The organism is Fictibacillus enclensis, from assembly GCF_001457035.1.
GTDB classification, from domain to species: domain Bacteria; phylum Bacillota; class Bacilli; order Bacillales; family Fictibacillaceae; genus Fictibacillus_C; species Fictibacillus_C enclensis.
The window spans coordinates 1-15002 of record NZ_KQ758626.1; the positions used below are offsets into that span (position 1 = coordinate 1).

15 protein-coding genes, 1 tRNA gene, 2 rRNA genes, 1 other RNA gene and 1 other annotated feature are annotated in these 15002 nt (G+C 44.3%); of the genes, 15 read left to right on the forward strand and 4 right to left on the reverse strand.

From position 1 onward, the window contains the following. The first annotated feature begins 114 nt into the window (after positions 1 to 114). Positions 115 to 230, forward strand: a 5S ribosomal RNA gene (gene rrf / locus AS030_RS22670). Positions 231 to 412: 182 nt separating this feature from the next. Here the strand turns inward: rrf and AS030_RS22675 are convergent. Beyond that, complete coding sequence (locus AS030_RS22675) at positions 413 to 1384, reverse strand: YaaC family protein (protein WP_061976011.1); 972 nt, start codon at positions 1382 to 1384, stop codon at positions 413 to 415. 131 nt (positions 1385 to 1515) lie between these two features. On the opposite strand from AS030_RS22675, the gene guaB reads away from it, so the two are divergent. From guaB to AS030_RS22705, 6 genes are all read left to right on the forward strand, one after another. After that, positions 1516 to 2973 (forward strand): IMP dehydrogenase, encoded by a 1458-nt coding sequence (guaB, locus tag AS030_RS22680; RefSeq protein ID WP_061976013.1) that lies wholly within the window; start codon positions 1516 to 1518, stop codon positions 2971 to 2973. 159 nt (positions 2974 to 3132) lie between these two features. Next, entirely contained in the window at positions 3133 to 4425 is a 1293-nt protein-coding gene (locus AS030_RS22685) for a serine hydrolase (RefSeq protein ID WP_061976039.1), read from the forward strand. 145 nt (positions 4426 to 4570) lie between these two features. Then, a complete protein-coding gene (gene pdxS, locus AS030_RS22690; protein ID WP_061976015.1) occupies positions 4571 to 5455 on the forward strand; it encodes a pyridoxal 5'-phosphate synthase lyase subunit PdxS in 885 nt (294 codons plus the stop codon). Between the two features lie 18 nt (positions 5456 to 5473). After that, on the forward strand, positions 5474 to 6058 hold the full coding sequence (pdxT, locus tag AS030_RS22695) for a pyridoxal 5'-phosphate synthase glutaminase subunit PdxT (protein WP_061976017.1): 585 nt from the start codon (positions 5474 to 5476) through the stop codon (positions 6056 to 6058). A 39-nt stretch (positions 6059 to 6097) separates the two neighbouring features. Beyond that, positions 6098 to 6312, forward strand: a binding site (T-box leader). Positions 6313 to 6477: 165 nt separating this feature from the next. Next, a complete protein-coding gene (serS, locus tag AS030_RS22700) occupies positions 6478 to 7752 on the forward strand; it encodes a serine--tRNA ligase (protein ID WP_061976019.1) in 1275 nt (424 codons plus the stop codon). A gap of 217 nt (positions 7753 to 7969) precedes the next feature. Next, a tRNA-Ser gene (locus AS030_RS22705) sits at positions 7970 to 8062 on the forward strand. Between the two features lie 96 nt (positions 8063 to 8158). Here AS030_RS22705 and AS030_RS22710 read toward each other — a convergent pair. The 3 genes from AS030_RS22710 to AS030_RS22720 all read right to left on the reverse strand — a co-directional run bounded on the left by AS030_RS22710 (position 8159) and on the right by AS030_RS22720 (position 10196). After that, positions 8159 to 8827, reverse strand: coding sequence for a deoxynucleoside kinase (locus AS030_RS22710; protein WP_061976021.1), 669 nt, complete (start codon positions 8825 to 8827; stop codon positions 8159 to 8161). Beyond that, on the reverse strand, positions 8824 to 9465 hold the full coding sequence (locus AS030_RS22715) for a deoxynucleoside kinase (RefSeq protein ID WP_061976023.1): 642 nt from the start codon (positions 9463 to 9465) through the stop codon (positions 8824 to 8826). Before AS030_RS22715 ends, AS030_RS22710 begins: the two co-directional genes overlap by 4 nt. A 128-nt stretch (positions 9466 to 9593) precedes the next feature. Next, on the reverse strand, positions 9594 to 10196 hold the full coding sequence (locus AS030_RS22720) for a cysteine hydrolase family protein (RefSeq protein WP_061976025.1): 603 nt from the start codon (positions 10194 to 10196) through the stop codon (positions 9594 to 9596). 115 nt (positions 10197 to 10311) lie between these two features. On the opposite strand from AS030_RS22720, the gene tadA reads away from it, so the two are divergent. From tadA to AS030_RS22765, 8 genes are all read left to right on the forward strand, one after another. Then, positions 10312 to 10815, forward strand: coding sequence for a tRNA adenosine(34) deaminase TadA (tadA, locus tag AS030_RS22725; RefSeq protein ID WP_061976027.1), 504 nt, complete (start codon positions 10312 to 10314; stop codon positions 10813 to 10815). An 88-nt stretch (positions 10816 to 10903) separates the two neighbouring features. Beyond that, positions 10904 to 11169, forward strand: an RNA gene (ffs, locus tag AS030_RS22730) — signal recognition particle sRNA large type. Between the two features lie 115 nt (positions 11170 to 11284). Beyond that, positions 11285 to 12970 (forward strand): DNA polymerase III subunit gamma/tau, encoded by a 1686-nt coding sequence (dnaX, locus tag AS030_RS22740; RefSeq protein WP_061976029.1) that lies wholly within the window; start codon positions 11285 to 11287, stop codon positions 12968 to 12970. 20 nt (positions 12971 to 12990) lie between these two features. After that, positions 12991 to 13314: a YbaB/EbfC family nucleoid-associated protein gene (locus tag AS030_RS22745; protein WP_061976031.1), complete on the forward strand. Its 324-nt coding sequence runs from the start codon at positions 12991 to 12993 to the stop codon at positions 13312 to 13314. An 11-nt stretch (positions 13315 to 13325) separates the two neighbouring features. Next, entirely contained in the window at positions 13326 to 13922 is a 597-nt protein-coding gene (recR, locus tag AS030_RS22750) for a recombination mediator RecR (RefSeq protein ID WP_061976033.1), read from the forward strand. A 19-nt stretch (positions 13923 to 13941) separates the two neighbouring features. Beyond that, positions 13942 to 14166, forward strand: a complete 225-nt coding sequence (locus AS030_RS22755) for a YaaL family protein (RefSeq protein ID WP_061976035.1) — start codon at positions 13942 to 13944, stop codon at positions 14164 to 14166. A 68-nt stretch (positions 14167 to 14234) separates the two neighbouring features. Next, the gene (locus tag AS030_RS22760) at positions 14235 to 14501 is read left to right on the forward strand and encodes a pro-sigmaK processing inhibitor BofA family protein (protein ID WP_061976037.1); all 267 of its coding nucleotides are present in this window, start codon (positions 14235 to 14237) and stop codon (positions 14499 to 14501) included. A 316-nt stretch (positions 14502 to 14817) separates the two neighbouring features. Beyond that, positions 14818 to 15002: ribosomal RNA gene (locus tag AS030_RS22765) — 16S ribosomal RNA — on the forward strand; the annotation flags it as partial.

The following is a 15002-nucleotide window of genomic DNA, read 5'->3' on the forward strand; positions in this document are numbered from 1 at the left end:
AAGAGATTCGAGGAAGCAAAACGACGACTCTCCGGAGTGTACTTTACCGTACATGAGGAAGAGGAGGAGTGAAGCTGACGAAGAAAATCGCCGTTGATCACAAATCGATATATGTCTGGTGGCAATAGCGAAGAGGTCACACCCGTTCCCATACCGAACACGGAAGTTAAGCTCTTCAGCGCCGATGGTAGTTGGGGGCTTCCCCCTGTTAGAGTAGGACGTTGCCGGGCAAATGAAAGCACTGCTGAACATTCAGCCGTGCTTTTTTGTTTTGTCGAAAGATGAAAATGACGTGATTTACAAGTGTTCTTTGTCGAACTGCAAGTAACGCAGCGACTAGAAGACCAGGATATCCTCAAAGCTATGAATCACCCCTCGCCACTATATCCAATTAGTCCTTTGCCTTTAGAAATCAATAGCCCTCTCCCTGTAAATCCTTCCTGCGCAAATACTCACCCAGAAGATAAGGCACTTTGTACTGTGTAACGGCGAGAAACTCTTTAATAAAAGGGAGATCATTGGTCGTGTAGGAGTGGAAGATGTCACTCCACCATTCGGTTTCATAGCGGCACAACATACTCAGGTTGTAGAGTACCGCGTAATGAATCATACATTCATTCAATTCCTTCATTTCCCGCCTGCTGCCATACAAGTAATATTGGCCGTTACTATGGTAACTGAATGGCTCGCACTCAAGAGGATGCAGCTCCTTGGATGAGTGTACAATGATGTGTTCCTTTGTTTCTTTTAATAACTGATACGTAATGGCCGGATTTTCATTCAGGAAAAGGAGGAACCTTTCCGTATTCATGTACAGACCGTCAAAGACCTCAACTGGAATCATCAGTTCCTGGTCCTTTCTGCACACGGCTACATTTACCGATTCGTTTTGCACATGCCAAAACAGATCTCTTAATTCAGGAATAAGAGGCATAATGTCGTTCATTTTCAGCTTTTCTCCTTCAGCATGTTTCACATGAAACAATTCAGTAGAAAAGTGATTAAAAAGGCCGCTTCTTTGGATTCTTACTTCATCATGAAGAAATTCATAATACTTCTTTTTCCTTTTCCTTGTCGTCACCCCATGGGCAAGCACGGAGCTGTTTTCCGGATAGCCGGGATCGACCGTCAGGATGCAGGCTTTAAGCAGCTGGATCATACCATAGAACAAAAGAACAGGCTGCAGCTCTGTAGGAGCTGTGCCCGCAAGATCATAATATTTTTTTCCGTGTTCGAGAAAATAGATAAAGGGGTAGCAGTTCTGGTAACTTTTGCTTTCTGCCTGCTCAATCCCTTTGCTGAAGTAACAAGAATAAAGATATTTTTGAGCCCTGCTTGAAGAGAGGAAGCTGCTGTACATAGACCAAATATTATGAGTTGACATGAGTGTGCTCCTCTCCTGTTATTTTTTGAAAAGTTAGACTTATTGTTCCTTCCTTGACAGTAGTTTATCCAGTTGTTAATCTACAAATAATATTTTACAGGAAGAAAATTGATGAGAAGGGTGGAGTATGCATGTGGGAGAGCAAGTTTGAGAAAGAAGGATTAACGTTTGATGATGTACTGTTGGTTCCGTCAAAGTCCTCAGTACTGCCAAAGGATGTCTCTTTAAAAACACGTCTTTCTGACTCTGTACAACTAAATGTACCGATTATTAGTGCAGGAATGGATACCGTAACAGAAGCTGAAATGGCAATTGCGATGGCACGCCAGGGCGGGTTGGGTATTATCCATAAAAACATGTCAATTGAACAGCAAGCGGAACAAGTGGACAGGGTCAAGCGTTCTGAGAGTGGGGTTATCACAGATCCTTTTTACCTGACTCCTGACCATCAAGTATTTGATGCTGAGCACCTTATGGGGAAATACAGAATTAGCGGTGTACCCATTGTCGACGGCGACAAAAAATTAGTCGGCATTCTCACCAACCGTGATCTTCGCTTTATTGAAGATTACTCCATCCAGATTTCAGATGTCATGACAAAAGAGAACCTTGTTACCGCACCTGTTGGAACAACGCTTAAAGAAGCTGAACAATTGCTTCAAAAGCATAAGATTGAAAAGCTTCCATTGGTTGATGATGAAGGAACTCTTCAAGGATTAATTACCATAAAAGATATTGAGAAAGTGATTGAGTTTCCGAACTCTGCAAAAGACAGCCAGGGACGTTTGCTGGCTGGTGCAGCAGTAGGTGTGACGAAGGATGCGATGGTTCGTATCGACAAGCTTGTTGAAGCTGGCGTGGATGCTATCGTTATTGATACCGCTCATGGCCATTCTGAAGGCGTACTGACTAAAGTCAGGGAAGTTCGTGCCAAATATCCGGACCTTACGATTATTGCCGGTAATGTGGCTACTGCCGAAGCGACAAGGGATCTTATTGTAGCAGGCGCTAGTGTGGTTAAAGTAGGTATTGGTCCAGGGTCTATCTGTACTACACGCGTTGTGGCAGGAGTTGGCGTTCCACAGATTACAGCTGTTTATGATTGTGCGACAGAAGCCCGAAAGCACGGGATTCCAATCATTGCAGACGGTGGCATTAAATATTCCGGTGACATCGTAAAAGCACTGGCTTCTGGAGGATATGCCGTTATGCTGGGCAGCATGCTTGCCGGTGTGTCAGAAAGCCCGGGAGAGCGTGAGATTTATCAGGGACGTCAGTTTAAGGTATACCGGGGAATGGGATCCATCGGCGCCATGGAACAAGGAAGCCGCGACCGATATTTCCAGGAAAATAACCAAAAACTTGTTCCGGAAGGCATTGAAGGACGAGTACCTTACAAAGGACCGCTGGCCGATACCTTGTTCCAGCTAGTCGGAGGTATTCGTTCCGGTATGGGATATTGCGGGACACCAACAATCGAAGATCTTCAAAATAATTCCAAGTTTGTTCGGATTACAGGTGCCGGGCTTCGCGAGAGTCATCCTCACCAGGTTCAGATTACCAAAGAAGCACCAAATTATTCAGTCTAAAGATAGATTTTTGAAAAAAAATAGACAGAGGTTATTCCTCTGTCTATTTTTTTGTATATTGCTATGGTACAATTACGTTTGTGTGTAAATTGTATGGAGGTGTCAGTGTTGTTCGGCAACAAAATTAAAGGTATTACGTTTTCTGCTGTTTTGGTTTCGATGTTATCAGCCAGTATGTTTGGATATTCAGATAAAGCAAGTGCTGCTCCTGTGCTTAAATCCAGTTCAGAGACCGCGATTTTAGTTGATGGAGATACAGGAAAGGTTTTATATCAAAAGAAAGCCGAGCAAGTATTGCCGCCTGCCAGTATGTCAAAAATGATGACAGAATACCTGGTAAATGAAGCAATTAAAAAAGGTAAAATTAAGTGGGATCAAAAAACTGCCATCAGTACATATGCCCATAAAATTTCTCAAAACCGTTCACTATCAAATGTCCCATTACGCAGTGACTATAAATATTCGGTAAAAGAACTTTACGAAGCGATGGCGATCTATTCTGCCAACGGTGCATCCATTGCGCTTGCAGAGCTAGTCGGCGGGTCTGAAGAAAAGTTTGTTAAAATGATGAATGACAAAGCCAAGCAAATGGGAATCAAGGATGCCCGTTTTGTTAACTGTACAGGTTTGAATAACAATGACCTGCAAGGATTTGACTCTGTTGGAAGCAAAACAGATGAGAATAAAATGTCCGCAAAATCCGTTGGTATTCTTGCGTACAAGCTGATCAATGATTATCCGGAAGTTCTGGATATCGCAAGTATTCCTACTAAATGGTTCCGTCCAAATACCGATGACAAAATCCTTATGAAAAACTGGAACTGGATGCTTCCGGAACTTGTATACGGATATAAAGGTGTAGATGGTCTTAAGACAGGTACCACTGACAGCGCCGGTTATGCCTTTGCTGCTACTGCTAAACGCGATGGAACAAGACTTATCTCTGTTTTAATGAAATCTGACAGCTACAAAGGCCGTTTTGACGAAACTAAAAAGCTGCTGAGTTATGGATTTGAAAATTATTCTAAAGAAACATTATTGCCCAAGGGCTACGAGCTCAAAAACAAAAAAACCCTTCCTGTTATTCAAGGCAAGGATAAAGAAGTAGGAATTAAAACAAAAGAACCGGTAACCATGCTGGTGAAAAACGGTGAAAAAGAAAACTACAAGCCTGTACTTGTGATCGACAAAAAACACCTCGATAAAGACGGGAAATTGAAAGCCCCTCTTAAGAAAGGTGAAGCGATCGGACACATCGAGCTGAAGTATACAGGTAAAGAAAAGGATCAGGGCTATTTGCTCAATGATGGATCCGGCAAAGGACAAGCCAGTGTGGTAACAACCAAAGCGGTCGAAAAAGCCAATTGGTTTGTACTGTCCATGAGAAGCACGGGTCATTTCTTTGGCGGTGTCTGGGATTCTGCCATGGATACGGTAAAAGGCTGGTTCTAATGTCATATCATACTCTTCGAAAGCATTGCTTTTGGAGAGTATTTTTTTAAACCCTATGAATTTTATCGGTTTTACGTTAAAATAAGTGTGAATTTGATTATTACAAAAACTCAGATTTGAGTTAATAAATAGGGGGATATGTAGCATGTTGAAAACAGGTACAGATCGTGTAAAACGCGGAATGGCTGAAATGCAAAAAGGCGGAGTCATCATGGATGTCATCAATGCAGAGCAAGCCAAAATTGCTGAAGCTTCCGGTGCAGTAGCCGTTATGGCGCTTGAGCGTGTTCCGGCTGATATTCGCGCAGCAGGCGGAGTGGCTCGCATGGCTGACCCTACCATCGTAGAGGAAGTACTCAATGCAGTAAGTATCCCCGTTATGGCGAAAGCAAGAATCGGCCACATTGTCGAAGCTCGTGTTCTTGAATCCATGGGAGTAGACTACCTGGATGAAAGTGAAGTACTGACTCCTGCCGATGAAGTGTTCCACTTAAACAAACGTGATTTTACCGTTCCATTTGTATGTGGGGCACGTGACCTTGGAGAAGCATCCCGCCGTATTGGTGAAGGAGCATCCATGCTTCGTACGAAAGGTGAGCCAGGAACAGGCAACATCGTTGAAGCGGTTCGCCACATGCGCATGATTCAAGGCCAGATCCGCAAAGTATCTGCAATGAGTGAGGATGAATTGATGACAGAGGCGAAAAACCTTGGGGCACCTTATGAAATTCTTCTTCAAATCAAAAAAGACGGCCGTCTTCCAGTCGTTAACTTTGCAGCCGGCGGTGTAGCTACACCAGCGGATGCCGCATTAATGATGGAGCTTGGAGCTGACGGTGTGTTTGTTGGATCCGGAATCTTCAAATCAGCAAACCCCGAAAAGTTTGCCCGTGCGATTGTAGAAGCAACTACTCATTACAGAGATTATGAGCTGATTGCAGAATTGTCCAAAGGACTTGGAACAGCAATGAAAGGAATTGACATCTCCACGCTTCTTCCTGGAGACCGTATGCAGGAGCGAGGCTGGTAAGAAGGGAACGCTGCATAAATGACTAAGATAGGTGTACTTGCTCTGCAAGGCGCTGTAAGGGAACATATTAAAGCTCTACAGGAAAGCGGCGCAGAAGCAGTAAGCGTAAAGCGAATTGATGAGCTAAACGACCTTGATGGCCTGATTATCCCGGGTGGAGAAAGCACGGCCATGAGGCGTTTAATCGATAAATATGAATTTCTTGAACCACTCAAAGCATTTGCAAAGGAAAAACCGGTTTTTGGCACATGTGCAGGTCTCATCCTGATGGCGAAAAGCATTCAGGGACAAGATACCGCCCACCTCGAGCTGATTGATATGACGATTGAACGCAATGCATTCGGCCGCCAAAAAGAAAGCTTTGAAGCAGAGCTTGAAATCAAAGGTGTGGGTGAGGACGTAAATGGTGTATTTATCCGTGCTCCTTACATTGTGAATGTTGGTGAAGACGTTGAAGTTCTTTCCGTTCACAATGACCGCATTGTAGCTGCCAGACAGGGACATTTCCTTTGTGCAGCTTTTCATCCGGAGCTAACGGATGACTATCGCCTGCATCAATTTTTTGTGCAGATGGTGGATGAAACGAAAAAAGTCATTGCATAAAAAAAGAAATTGTTGTACATTACTATACAAACATTATTTGTTAAATCGAAGACAGGAATCAGTAGCAACATGATTTTTGACCAGAGAGTCGGTGGCTGGTGAAAACCGATCAAAATCAGTTGCGAATCCATCCTTGAGTGGAAAGCTGAAATGTTACGTAGGCTTTCACGGTCCACATTGTCCGTTATCAATGCCGAGCGGCAGGCAATCGCCTGCAACCAGGGTGGCAACGCGGGTTAACTCTCGTCCCTTTCTACTTTATGCGTAGTGTAGGGACGGGAGTTTTTTATTTTGTACGCCGTTTTAAAAATTGCGAATTTCTTCGTAGGCTTTGGTTTTGCGGAGCCATATGGACTTTTCCTTTTGGATGGATGGAACATTAGTTGTTTTGTAAAGGTGAAATAAAGGAGGATAAAAACATGCTGGATTTGAAATTTGTACGAGCGAATTTTGATGAAGTAAAAGAAAAACTAAGCAAACGAGGAGAAGATTTATCCGGTCTTGACCGTTTTCTCGCGTTGGATGAACGACGCCGTCAGTTGATTGGTGAAACGGAGACGCTGAAGTCCAAGCGGAATGAAGTATCCAAACAGGTAGCGGAATTTAAGCGTGAAAAGAAGGATGCGGATCATCTGATTAAAGAGATGCGTGAAGTGGGCGACAGGATCAAAGCAATTGATGAGGAGCTCCGCACGACTGAAGAAGATTTGAATCACATCATGCTGACTTTGCCAAATCTTCCACATGAGAGCGTACCTGTTGGTGAAACAGAGGATGATAACGTGCCGGTCCGCCATTGGGGAGATATTAAAGAATTTTCCTTTGAGCCTAAGGCACATTGGGACTTGGCAACGGACCTTGATATTGTAGACTTTGAAAGAGCAGCCAAAGTAACTGGCAGCCGTTTTGCTTTTTATAAGGGAGCGGGTGCACGTCTGGAACGTGCTTTGATCAACATGATGATGGATTATCATGAAGACCACCATGGTTATACGGAGATTTTACCGCCATATATGGTAAACCGGGAAAGCATGACAGGTACCGGGCAGCTTCCTAAGTTTGAAGAAGATGCGTTTAAAATTCGTGAAGAAGATTACTTTTTAATTCCTACAGCGGAAGTCCCTGTAACAAACTTGCACCGCAACGAGATTTTAACCGCTGATGAATTGCCAAAAGGTTATGTGGCCTACAGCGCGTGCTTTCGTTCTGAAGCAGGTTCTGCAGGAAGAGACACACGCGGCCTGATCCGCCAGCATCAGTTTAATAAGGTTGAGCTTGTACGCTTTGTTAAACCGGAGGATTCTTATGAAGAACTCGAAAAGCTTACAGGTCATGCTGAAAAAATTCTTCAGCTCCTGAAGCTTCCTTACCGGGTGCTCAGCATGTGTACGGCTGACTTAGGATTCACGGCAGCTAAGAAGTACGACATTGAAGTATGGATTCCGAGCTATGGAACGTACCGTGAAATTTCTTCTTGTTCCAATTTTGAAGCCTTCCAGGCGAGAAGAGCACAAATCCGATTCCGTCGTGAAGCCAAAGGAAAACCGGAATACGTTCATACGTTAAATGGATCCGGACTTGCGATCGGCCGAACCGTTGCTGCAATTTTGGAAAATTATCAGCAGGAAGACGGAAGCATTGTGATTCCGGAAGTGTTGCGTCCTTACATGGGGAACAAGGAAATCATCCAATAATAAGCTTGAACAGAGGAAGGGAGAACTCAATCTCCCTTTTTCTCTTTTTTAAAGGACAAGATCTTTCTTTATGTCTTCCTCCCCCTTTTTATTCAATATACCGTGCTATTTTGCCGATGGAATGCATAGAATGAATAAGGGGAATATTTTTGTAAAAAGCGGTTGACTTTATAGGTAGTCACATGGTAATATATTTTTTGTCAGTAGAATTGAACATGGAGGTATACCCAAGTCTGGCTGAAGGGACCGGTCTTGAAAACCGACAGGGGTGTAACAGCTCGCGGGGGTTCGAATCCCTCTACCTCCTCCATACATAATGAACACACCTGCCTCGCGCAGGTGTTTTTTATTGCTCTCATTTATAAGAAAGAAAAAATCCTCCCCAAGCATCCTGGGGAGGATTTTATTATAGACGTACTTCTCGTTTGGTTTCGATCTTCTGTGCAATCTTGGCGACAATTTGCTCAATGGATGACGGGTCCTGAATAAGATCATAATCATTGATGTTCACACGAAGAACAGGACAGATATTAAAGTTGGAAATCCATTGTTCATACCGCTCATACATTTCAATCCAGTAGTCGACCGGGGTATCCTGTTCCATTTGGCGTCCGCGGTGTTTGATCCGCTCGAGGATATCTTCCAGCGGACCTTCCAGATGGATCAGCACATCCGGATGAGGGAAGTATGGAGTCATTACCATGGCCTCGAACAACCGTGTATACGTATCATAGTCCATTTTTGACATGGTTCCCTTGTCAGCGTGCATTTTTGCAAAAATACCGGTATCTTCATAAATCGAGCGGTCCTGTACAAAACCGCCGCCATATTCAAACATTCGTTTTTGTTCCTTGAAACGCTCGGCCAAAAAGAAAATCTGAAGATGGAAGCTCCATCGTTCAAAGTCCTTGTAAAATTTGTCGAGGTACGGATTGTTGTCTACCTTCTCCATCGATGTTCTGAAGTTTAAAGCTTCAGCCAGTGCAGAAGTCAGTGTGGATTTACCTGCGCCCACTGTACCTGCCACCGTAATCACAGCATCTAAAGGAATGTTGTATTTCTGTGCTAAATTCATCTGCTTAATTCTCCTTTATGCAGGGTGGTTTCTATTTCGGCAAAGATGCGCTCTTTGTCACTGCTGTTTGCAACAAAATCCAGATTATCTCCGTTAAAGGTGAGGACAGGGATCTCAGGATGTTCCTTTTGAAAAGCAGTCATGAACAGTTCATAGTCGGAAACCAGCTGCATGAGATAAGCAGGATCCATTTGCTTTTCAATATTTCGGCCGCGAAGCTCAATGCGTTCAAGCAACGTTTCCAGTCCAGCATTCAAATAGATGATCATGTTCGGAACCGGCATGTCTTCGGTTAAGATATCAAATATTTGCATGTATTTTTCGTAATTTTTGCCTGTAAGCGTCCGTTCGGCAAAAATTCGGTTCTTAAAAATATGGTAATCAGCCACAACCGGGATGTTTTGGTTTAGATAAAGTTTCTGTATATCCTCAAGCTGCTTGTAGCGGTTACAGAGAAAAAACATTTCTGTCTGGAAGCTCCACTCATCAATGTTTTCATAAAACTTTCCCAAAAACGGGTTCTCTTCTACAATCTCTTTTAACAGTTTAAACCTGTAGTGTTCTGAGATGGCTTTTGCTAATGATGTCTTTCCAACACCAATCGGCCCTTCAACTGCAATAAAAGGGGTAGAATTCATGCTGCGTTCCTCCCTAACTTCACTTACAAAAAAATAACAGACAGAAGATATTGTAGCATATGAAGAGCGGAGGGAATAGAACAAAATCATTTATGAGGATGTTTGTCAAAACATCCTGGGGCAGGTTATCAAAACATCGTTCGTTTTTTGTTTTCTTCCGCTTCTTTTATGATCTTTTCCAGGTCCAATTCATTCTCCTTGGTTATATCGGCGCTAAGTGTGTTTTTCATAAGCAAAATAGCACGTTCATTATCTTCGGCAATATTGGATGCGGAACAATCTTCCGGTATATAAAGAGTAAAATCGCGCATGAAGGCATCATTGGCAGAGAAGAGTACGCAAATATTTCCGGCAAGGCCAGTCATGATCAGGCTTGTGATTTTCATGTCATGCAAAAGGGTGGATAATGGAGTTGAAAAGAAAGCGGAGTGCATTGGTTTGATAATGAAAAAATCATCTTCTTCCGGTGTAAGCTGCTCCACAAATTCTTTCCCTCTTTCTCCGAGGCAATAATCCACAAGTTTATGTTTATCGGATTGCCATTTACCGAAATTATCATTAACATAAATCACGGGAATTCCTTTTTCCTTAGCCCTTTTTTTCAAGTTGGCGATATGAGGGGCGATAGGAAGGGATTGCTCAATGAGCATCTCTCCCTCAGGGAAATCAAAATCATTGATTACATCTATGATTAACAGAGCTACAGGGGGATAAGATGGTGATGAGGACAAAGAAAACTCACTCCTTTTTAAAGTCACTCTCAGGTACTCATATCTATTCCTTTCTTTATTATTAGCAAAACCTTTTGTATAATCACATCAAATACAAAGATGGAGTCTGAAAACAATGCTTCAACAAGAAAAAGACGAGTATTATATGTCACTGGCCCTTAAAGAAGCCAAGAAGGCTGAAGAAATAGGTGAAGTGCCAATCGGTGCCGTTCTGGTGAAGGATGATGAGGTGATTGCTGCAGCCTTTAACCGCCGCGAGACTGAACACCGTGCCGTTGCTCATGCAGAACTGCTGGCGATCGATCAGGCGTGCCGCAAGCTTGAGGCCTGGAGGCTTTCGGGCAGTACGCTTTACGTTACCCTTGAGCCGTGCGCCATGTGTGCGGGAGCGCTTGTCCTCTCAAGAGTCGACCGGGTGGTCTATGGTGCATCAGACCCCAAAGGCGGCTGTGCCGGCACATTGATGAACCTTCTGGAGGAAGAACGGTTTAATCATCAATGCGAGGTTGCAGCAGGGGTTCGTGGTGAGGAATGCAGCGAGATGCTTTCTGCTTTCTTTCGGGGGCTCAGAAAACGGAACAAAGAACAGAAGAAGTTGCAGGACCGCCAAGAATTGTAAATATCTGGTCCGGGTTGATTTTTTAACGCTGGCGTTGTATACTTAATCTTGCACATTTGATATGTGCCTAACAATGTTATACACTTTGTCGCGCTAGGCGGGGAGGTAGCGGTGCCCTGTACTCGCAATCCGCTGTAGCGAGGCTGAATTCCTCTCCTCGGTTAGTCCAACGTACGGCCTGACCCACGTAAGTGGTGTTGACATTCGGGTCCTGCGCAACGGGGACCCATGAACCCTGTCAGGTCCGGAAGGAAGCAGCAGTAAGTGGTCATCTTCGTGTGCCGCGGGGCAGCCTGGATCGAGCTAACTGCCTGGGTAACGCGTAGGTTGGCTATTCCAAAGAGAGGTGCGCGGCATTTTATATACTTAAAACAATAACTCACTCCTTATGGGGTGAGTTTTTTGCTGATTTTCAGTATAATAGAGGATAGAGAACTTATTTTTAAACATGAATGAAGGAGGGCATGGGATGAGCTATCAAGCGCTTTACCGTGTCTGGCGGCCTCAGTCCTTTCATGATGTGGTCGGACAGGAACATATCACCAAGACAATCCAGAACGCACTTGTCCAGGACAAGCTTTCCCATGCCTATCTGTTTTCAGGGCCACGGGGAACGGGGAAAACAAGTGCGGCGAAGATTATTGCTAAGGCTGTAAACTGTGTTCATGCACCAACAGCAGAACCTTGCAATGAATGCGATCACTGTATGGGAATTACAAACGGGTCCATTTCCGATGTACTGGAAATCGATGCGGCTTCCAATACAGGAGTCGACGACATCCGGGATATACGAGATAAAGTGAAATTTGCACCATCGGTTGTCCGTTATAAGGTCTATATTATTGATGAGGTTCATATGCTTTCAACTGGAGCGTTCAACGCCCTGCTTAAAACATTGGAAGAGCCTCCACCCCATGTTATTTTTATTCTTGCTACAACAGAACCACATAAAATTCCACTGACTATTATTTCGCGTTGCCAGCGGTTTGACTTCAAGCGGATCTCCAGTGATTCCATCGTTAACCGAATGAAGACCATACTGGATTCCAACAGCATCATTCCGGATGATGATGCCCTCCACCTTCTTGCCAGGGCTGCTGAAGGGGGAATGCGGGATGCGTTAAGTCTGCTCGATCAGGCGATTTCCTACAGCGAGGATGAAGTGAAGGTCGAGGATGTGCTCGCGGTTACCGGAGCCGTTTCGCAAGGCTTTTTATCACAGGTGGCCAAAGCCTTTAAGGAGAAGGACGTAGCGAAAGCTTTGAATGTGGCGGGCCGGCTTATGTCGGAGGGGAAGGATCCTGTACGCTTCCTTACCGATCTCATTTATTACTACCGTGACATGCTTTTATACCAGACGGCTCCGAATCTTGAAGAAATACTTGACCGGGTAAAAGTGGATGATGAATTCAAAGAACTTGCAGAGGAAACGGACCGTACGTGGATTTACAAAGTAATAGAGCTGTTGAATCAGTCACAGCAGGAAATGAAGTGGACCAATCATCCTAAGATTTTTCTGGAGCTTTCCCTGATCAAAATCTGCCAGGAAGAACGGCAGGAAACAGCAGGAGTGAGCCAGGACTTGTTTAAGAAAATAGAAGACCTCGAGCATGAAGTCCGAATACTGAAGGAAAAAGGTGTGGCGCTTGCACCTTCCTCATCCGATGCCCCGCCTGTCCAGGAAAAGAAAACATTCAGGACATCGGGAAAAGGAAGCGGAACAAATACCGGCCGGGTGAAAGAGATGCTGAAAAAAGCGGCCAAGCCGAATTTGGTCCAGGTGAAAAACAACTGGGGAACCATCATGGAGAAGATCAAGGCGGAAAAAGTAAGTGTCTTTGCTCTTTTATCTGGTGCAGAACCGGTTGCATGCTCAGACAAAGATGTGCTTCTCTCCTTCCAACATGAAATTCACAGCCAAATGGCGTCGTCCGACAACATTCGCAGCTGTGTGGAAAACGTAATATATAGTACAATAGGGAAGTCCCTAACCATGCTAACCATCCTCCAGCCTGAATGGGAGACCGTAAAAAAGGAGTTCATTCAGCAGCAGCAGCGGAGCGATGGAGGACAGAGCGAGGCGGAAGCGGAAGATCCACTAATTGCAGAAGCCAAAAAGCTCTTTGGAGAAGAATTAATTGAAATAAAAGAATAAACCTTAGGAGGAAGATATTTATGATGCGTGGCGGCGGAAACATGAACAATATGATGAAACAAATGCAGAAGATGCAAAAGGAAATGGCAAAAGCCCAGGAGGACCTTAAGGATAAAAAAGCGGAAGGCACTGCTGGCGGCGGTATGGTTACCGTGATTGCTAACGGACATAAAGAAATTCTGGAAGTTAACATTAAAGAGGAAGTCGTAGATCCTGAAGATATTGAAATGCTTCAAGACCTTGTGCTTGCTGCTACCAACGAAGCACTTAAAAAAGTAGATGAGCTTGTATCACAGGATATGGGCAAATTCACTAAAGGGCTGAACATACCGGGATTATTCTAGGGGGCTAACATATGCATTACCCAGAGCCGATATCAAAGCTGATAGACAGCTTTATGAAATTGCCAGGAATCGGGCCCAAAACAGCGGTCCGTCTGGCATTTTTCGTATTAGACATGCGTGAAGATGATGTGCTCGATTTTGGTCGTGCCCTTGTGAACGCCAAAAGGAACTTAATATATTGTTCCAATTGCTTTCATATTACAGACCGTGATCCGTGCATGATCTGTGATGATTCCAGCAGGGATCATACCACCATCTGTGTGGTGCATGATTCCAAGGATGTTATCGCCATGGAAAAAATGAAGGACTTCCGGGGCCTCTACCATGTGCTGCACGGTTCCATTTCCCCGATTGAAGGGATTGGACCGGAAGACATCAAAATTGCGGAACTTTTAAAACGGCTGGCCGATGACAACATTCAGGAAATCATCTTGGCGACGGATCCCAATATTGAAGGTGAAGCTACAGCTATGTATATTGCCCGGCTGTTAAAGCCGACCGGCATTAAGGTTACGCGGATTGCTCATGGACTCCCTGTAGGCGGGGATTTGGAATATGCCGATGAAGTGACACTTTCCAAAGCCATGGAAGGCAGACGTGAAATATAATTAAAAGGAGACATACCGTATGTTCTTCTCCCGAAAAGGGCGTTTGCGAAAAGAAGGAGATCAACGTCTTTTAGAATCCCTTCAGCAAATCAAGACTGTCTGGGCCAATCAGAAAGCCATGGTAGAACGAAGCGTCGAGCCTTCGGATCAGGTTTTGTGTGAATTGAAGCTGGCAGAAGCCAAATATTTGTTCCTGCTAAAGGAAGCGAAAATTAGAAAAGTCACAACAGGGAGGCTGAAATAGGCCTTCCTGTTCTTTTTTTGGGACATCCTCCATACATTAGCTATATATGAAGGGTAGGGAGGATGAGTATGCAACCTGTTATGGTCATTTCCATTATAGGAAGTGCAATCTTGCTGTTACTATTGATCGGAGCTCCGTTAAAGCCGCTAAGGTGGACAGGGCAGCTGCTGATACGCCTGTCGATTGGAGCTTTGCTGCTGTTCTTTCTGAACACCGCAGGGGCCTCCTACGATATCCACGTACCGATCAATGCGGCCACTGTCTTTATTTCCGGTTTGCTCGGTCTGCCTGGGCTTGCTTCACTGGCAGCCATACAGTATTTTATTGTGGGCTGATCCTCTTCCTGCTGAGCTTTTGTTCGGCAAAAGAGGATTCTTTTTTTATTTTGATAAAAACTCTTGCCAACCATTAGCTGCCGTGGTATATTAATTGAGCTGCTTCTTTGCTTGCTGATTTGGCAAGTAGCCAAGAAAAAACTTTTTAAAAAAAGTGTTGACTTGATCGGCAGCTAAGTGATATACTAATAAAGTCGCCAAAACAAGCGACGCAAACAAATGTTCTTTGAAAACCAAACAAAAGCCAGAGTAAGTCAGGGATTTTACAATCCCATCAATTTCTTATTTTTAAACATTAAGAGCTATATCAAACACTTTATTGGAGAGTTTGATCCTGGCTCAGGATGAACGCTGGCGGCGTGCCTAATACATGCAAGTCGAGCGAATGACGAGGAGCTTGCTCCTCTGATTTAGCGGCGGACGGGTGAGTAACACGTGGGTAACCTGCCTGTAAGACGGGGATAACTCCGGGAAACCGGAGCTAATACCGGATGATAACGA

Bases quoted from the DNA above. Each gene is read 5' to 3' on its own strand.
- AS030_RS22675 (WP_061976011.1), bottom strand. From the start codon at position 1,384: ATGTCAACTCATAATATTTGGTCTATGTACAGCAGCTTCCTCTCTTCA.
- guaB (WP_061976013.1), top strand. From the start codon at position 1,516: ATGTGGGAGAGCAAGTTTGAGAAAGAAGGATTAACGTTTGATGATGTA.
- AS030_RS22685 (WP_061976039.1), top strand. From the start codon at position 3,133: ATGTTATCAGCCAGTATGTTTGGATATTCAGATAAAGCAAGTGCTGCT.
- pdxS (WP_061976015.1), top strand. From the start codon at position 4,571: ATGTTGAAAACAGGTACAGATCGTGTAAAACGCGGAATGGCTGAAATG.
- pdxT (WP_061976017.1), top strand. From the start codon at position 5,474: ATGACTAAGATAGGTGTACTTGCTCTGCAAGGCGCTGTAAGGGAACAT.
- serS (WP_061976019.1), top strand. From the start codon at position 6,478: ATGCTGGATTTGAAATTTGTACGAGCGAATTTTGATGAAGTAAAAGAA.
- AS030_RS22710 (WP_061976021.1), bottom strand. From the start codon at position 8,827: ATGAATTTAGCACAGAAATACAACATTCCTTTAGATGCTGTGATTACG.
- AS030_RS22715 (WP_061976023.1), bottom strand. From the start codon at position 9,465: ATGAATTCTACCCCTTTTATTGCAGTTGAAGGGCCGATTGGTGTTGGA.
- tadA (WP_061976027.1), top strand. From the start codon at position 10,312: ATGCTTCAACAAGAAAAAGACGAGTATTATATGTCACTGGCCCTTAAA.
- dnaX (WP_061976029.1), top strand. From the start codon at position 11,285: ATGAGCTATCAAGCGCTTTACCGTGTCTGGCGGCCTCAGTCCTTTCAT.
- AS030_RS22745 (WP_061976031.1), top strand. From the start codon at position 12,991: ATGATGCGTGGCGGCGGAAACATGAACAATATGATGAAACAAATGCAG.
- recR (WP_061976033.1), top strand. From the start codon at position 13,326: ATGCATTACCCAGAGCCGATATCAAAGCTGATAGACAGCTTTATGAAA.
- AS030_RS22755 (WP_061976035.1), top strand. From the start codon at position 13,942: ATGTTCTTCTCCCGAAAAGGGCGTTTGCGAAAAGAAGGAGATCAACGT.
- AS030_RS22760 (WP_061976037.1), top strand. From the start codon at position 14,235: ATGCAACCTGTTATGGTCATTTCCATTATAGGAAGTGCAATCTTGCTG.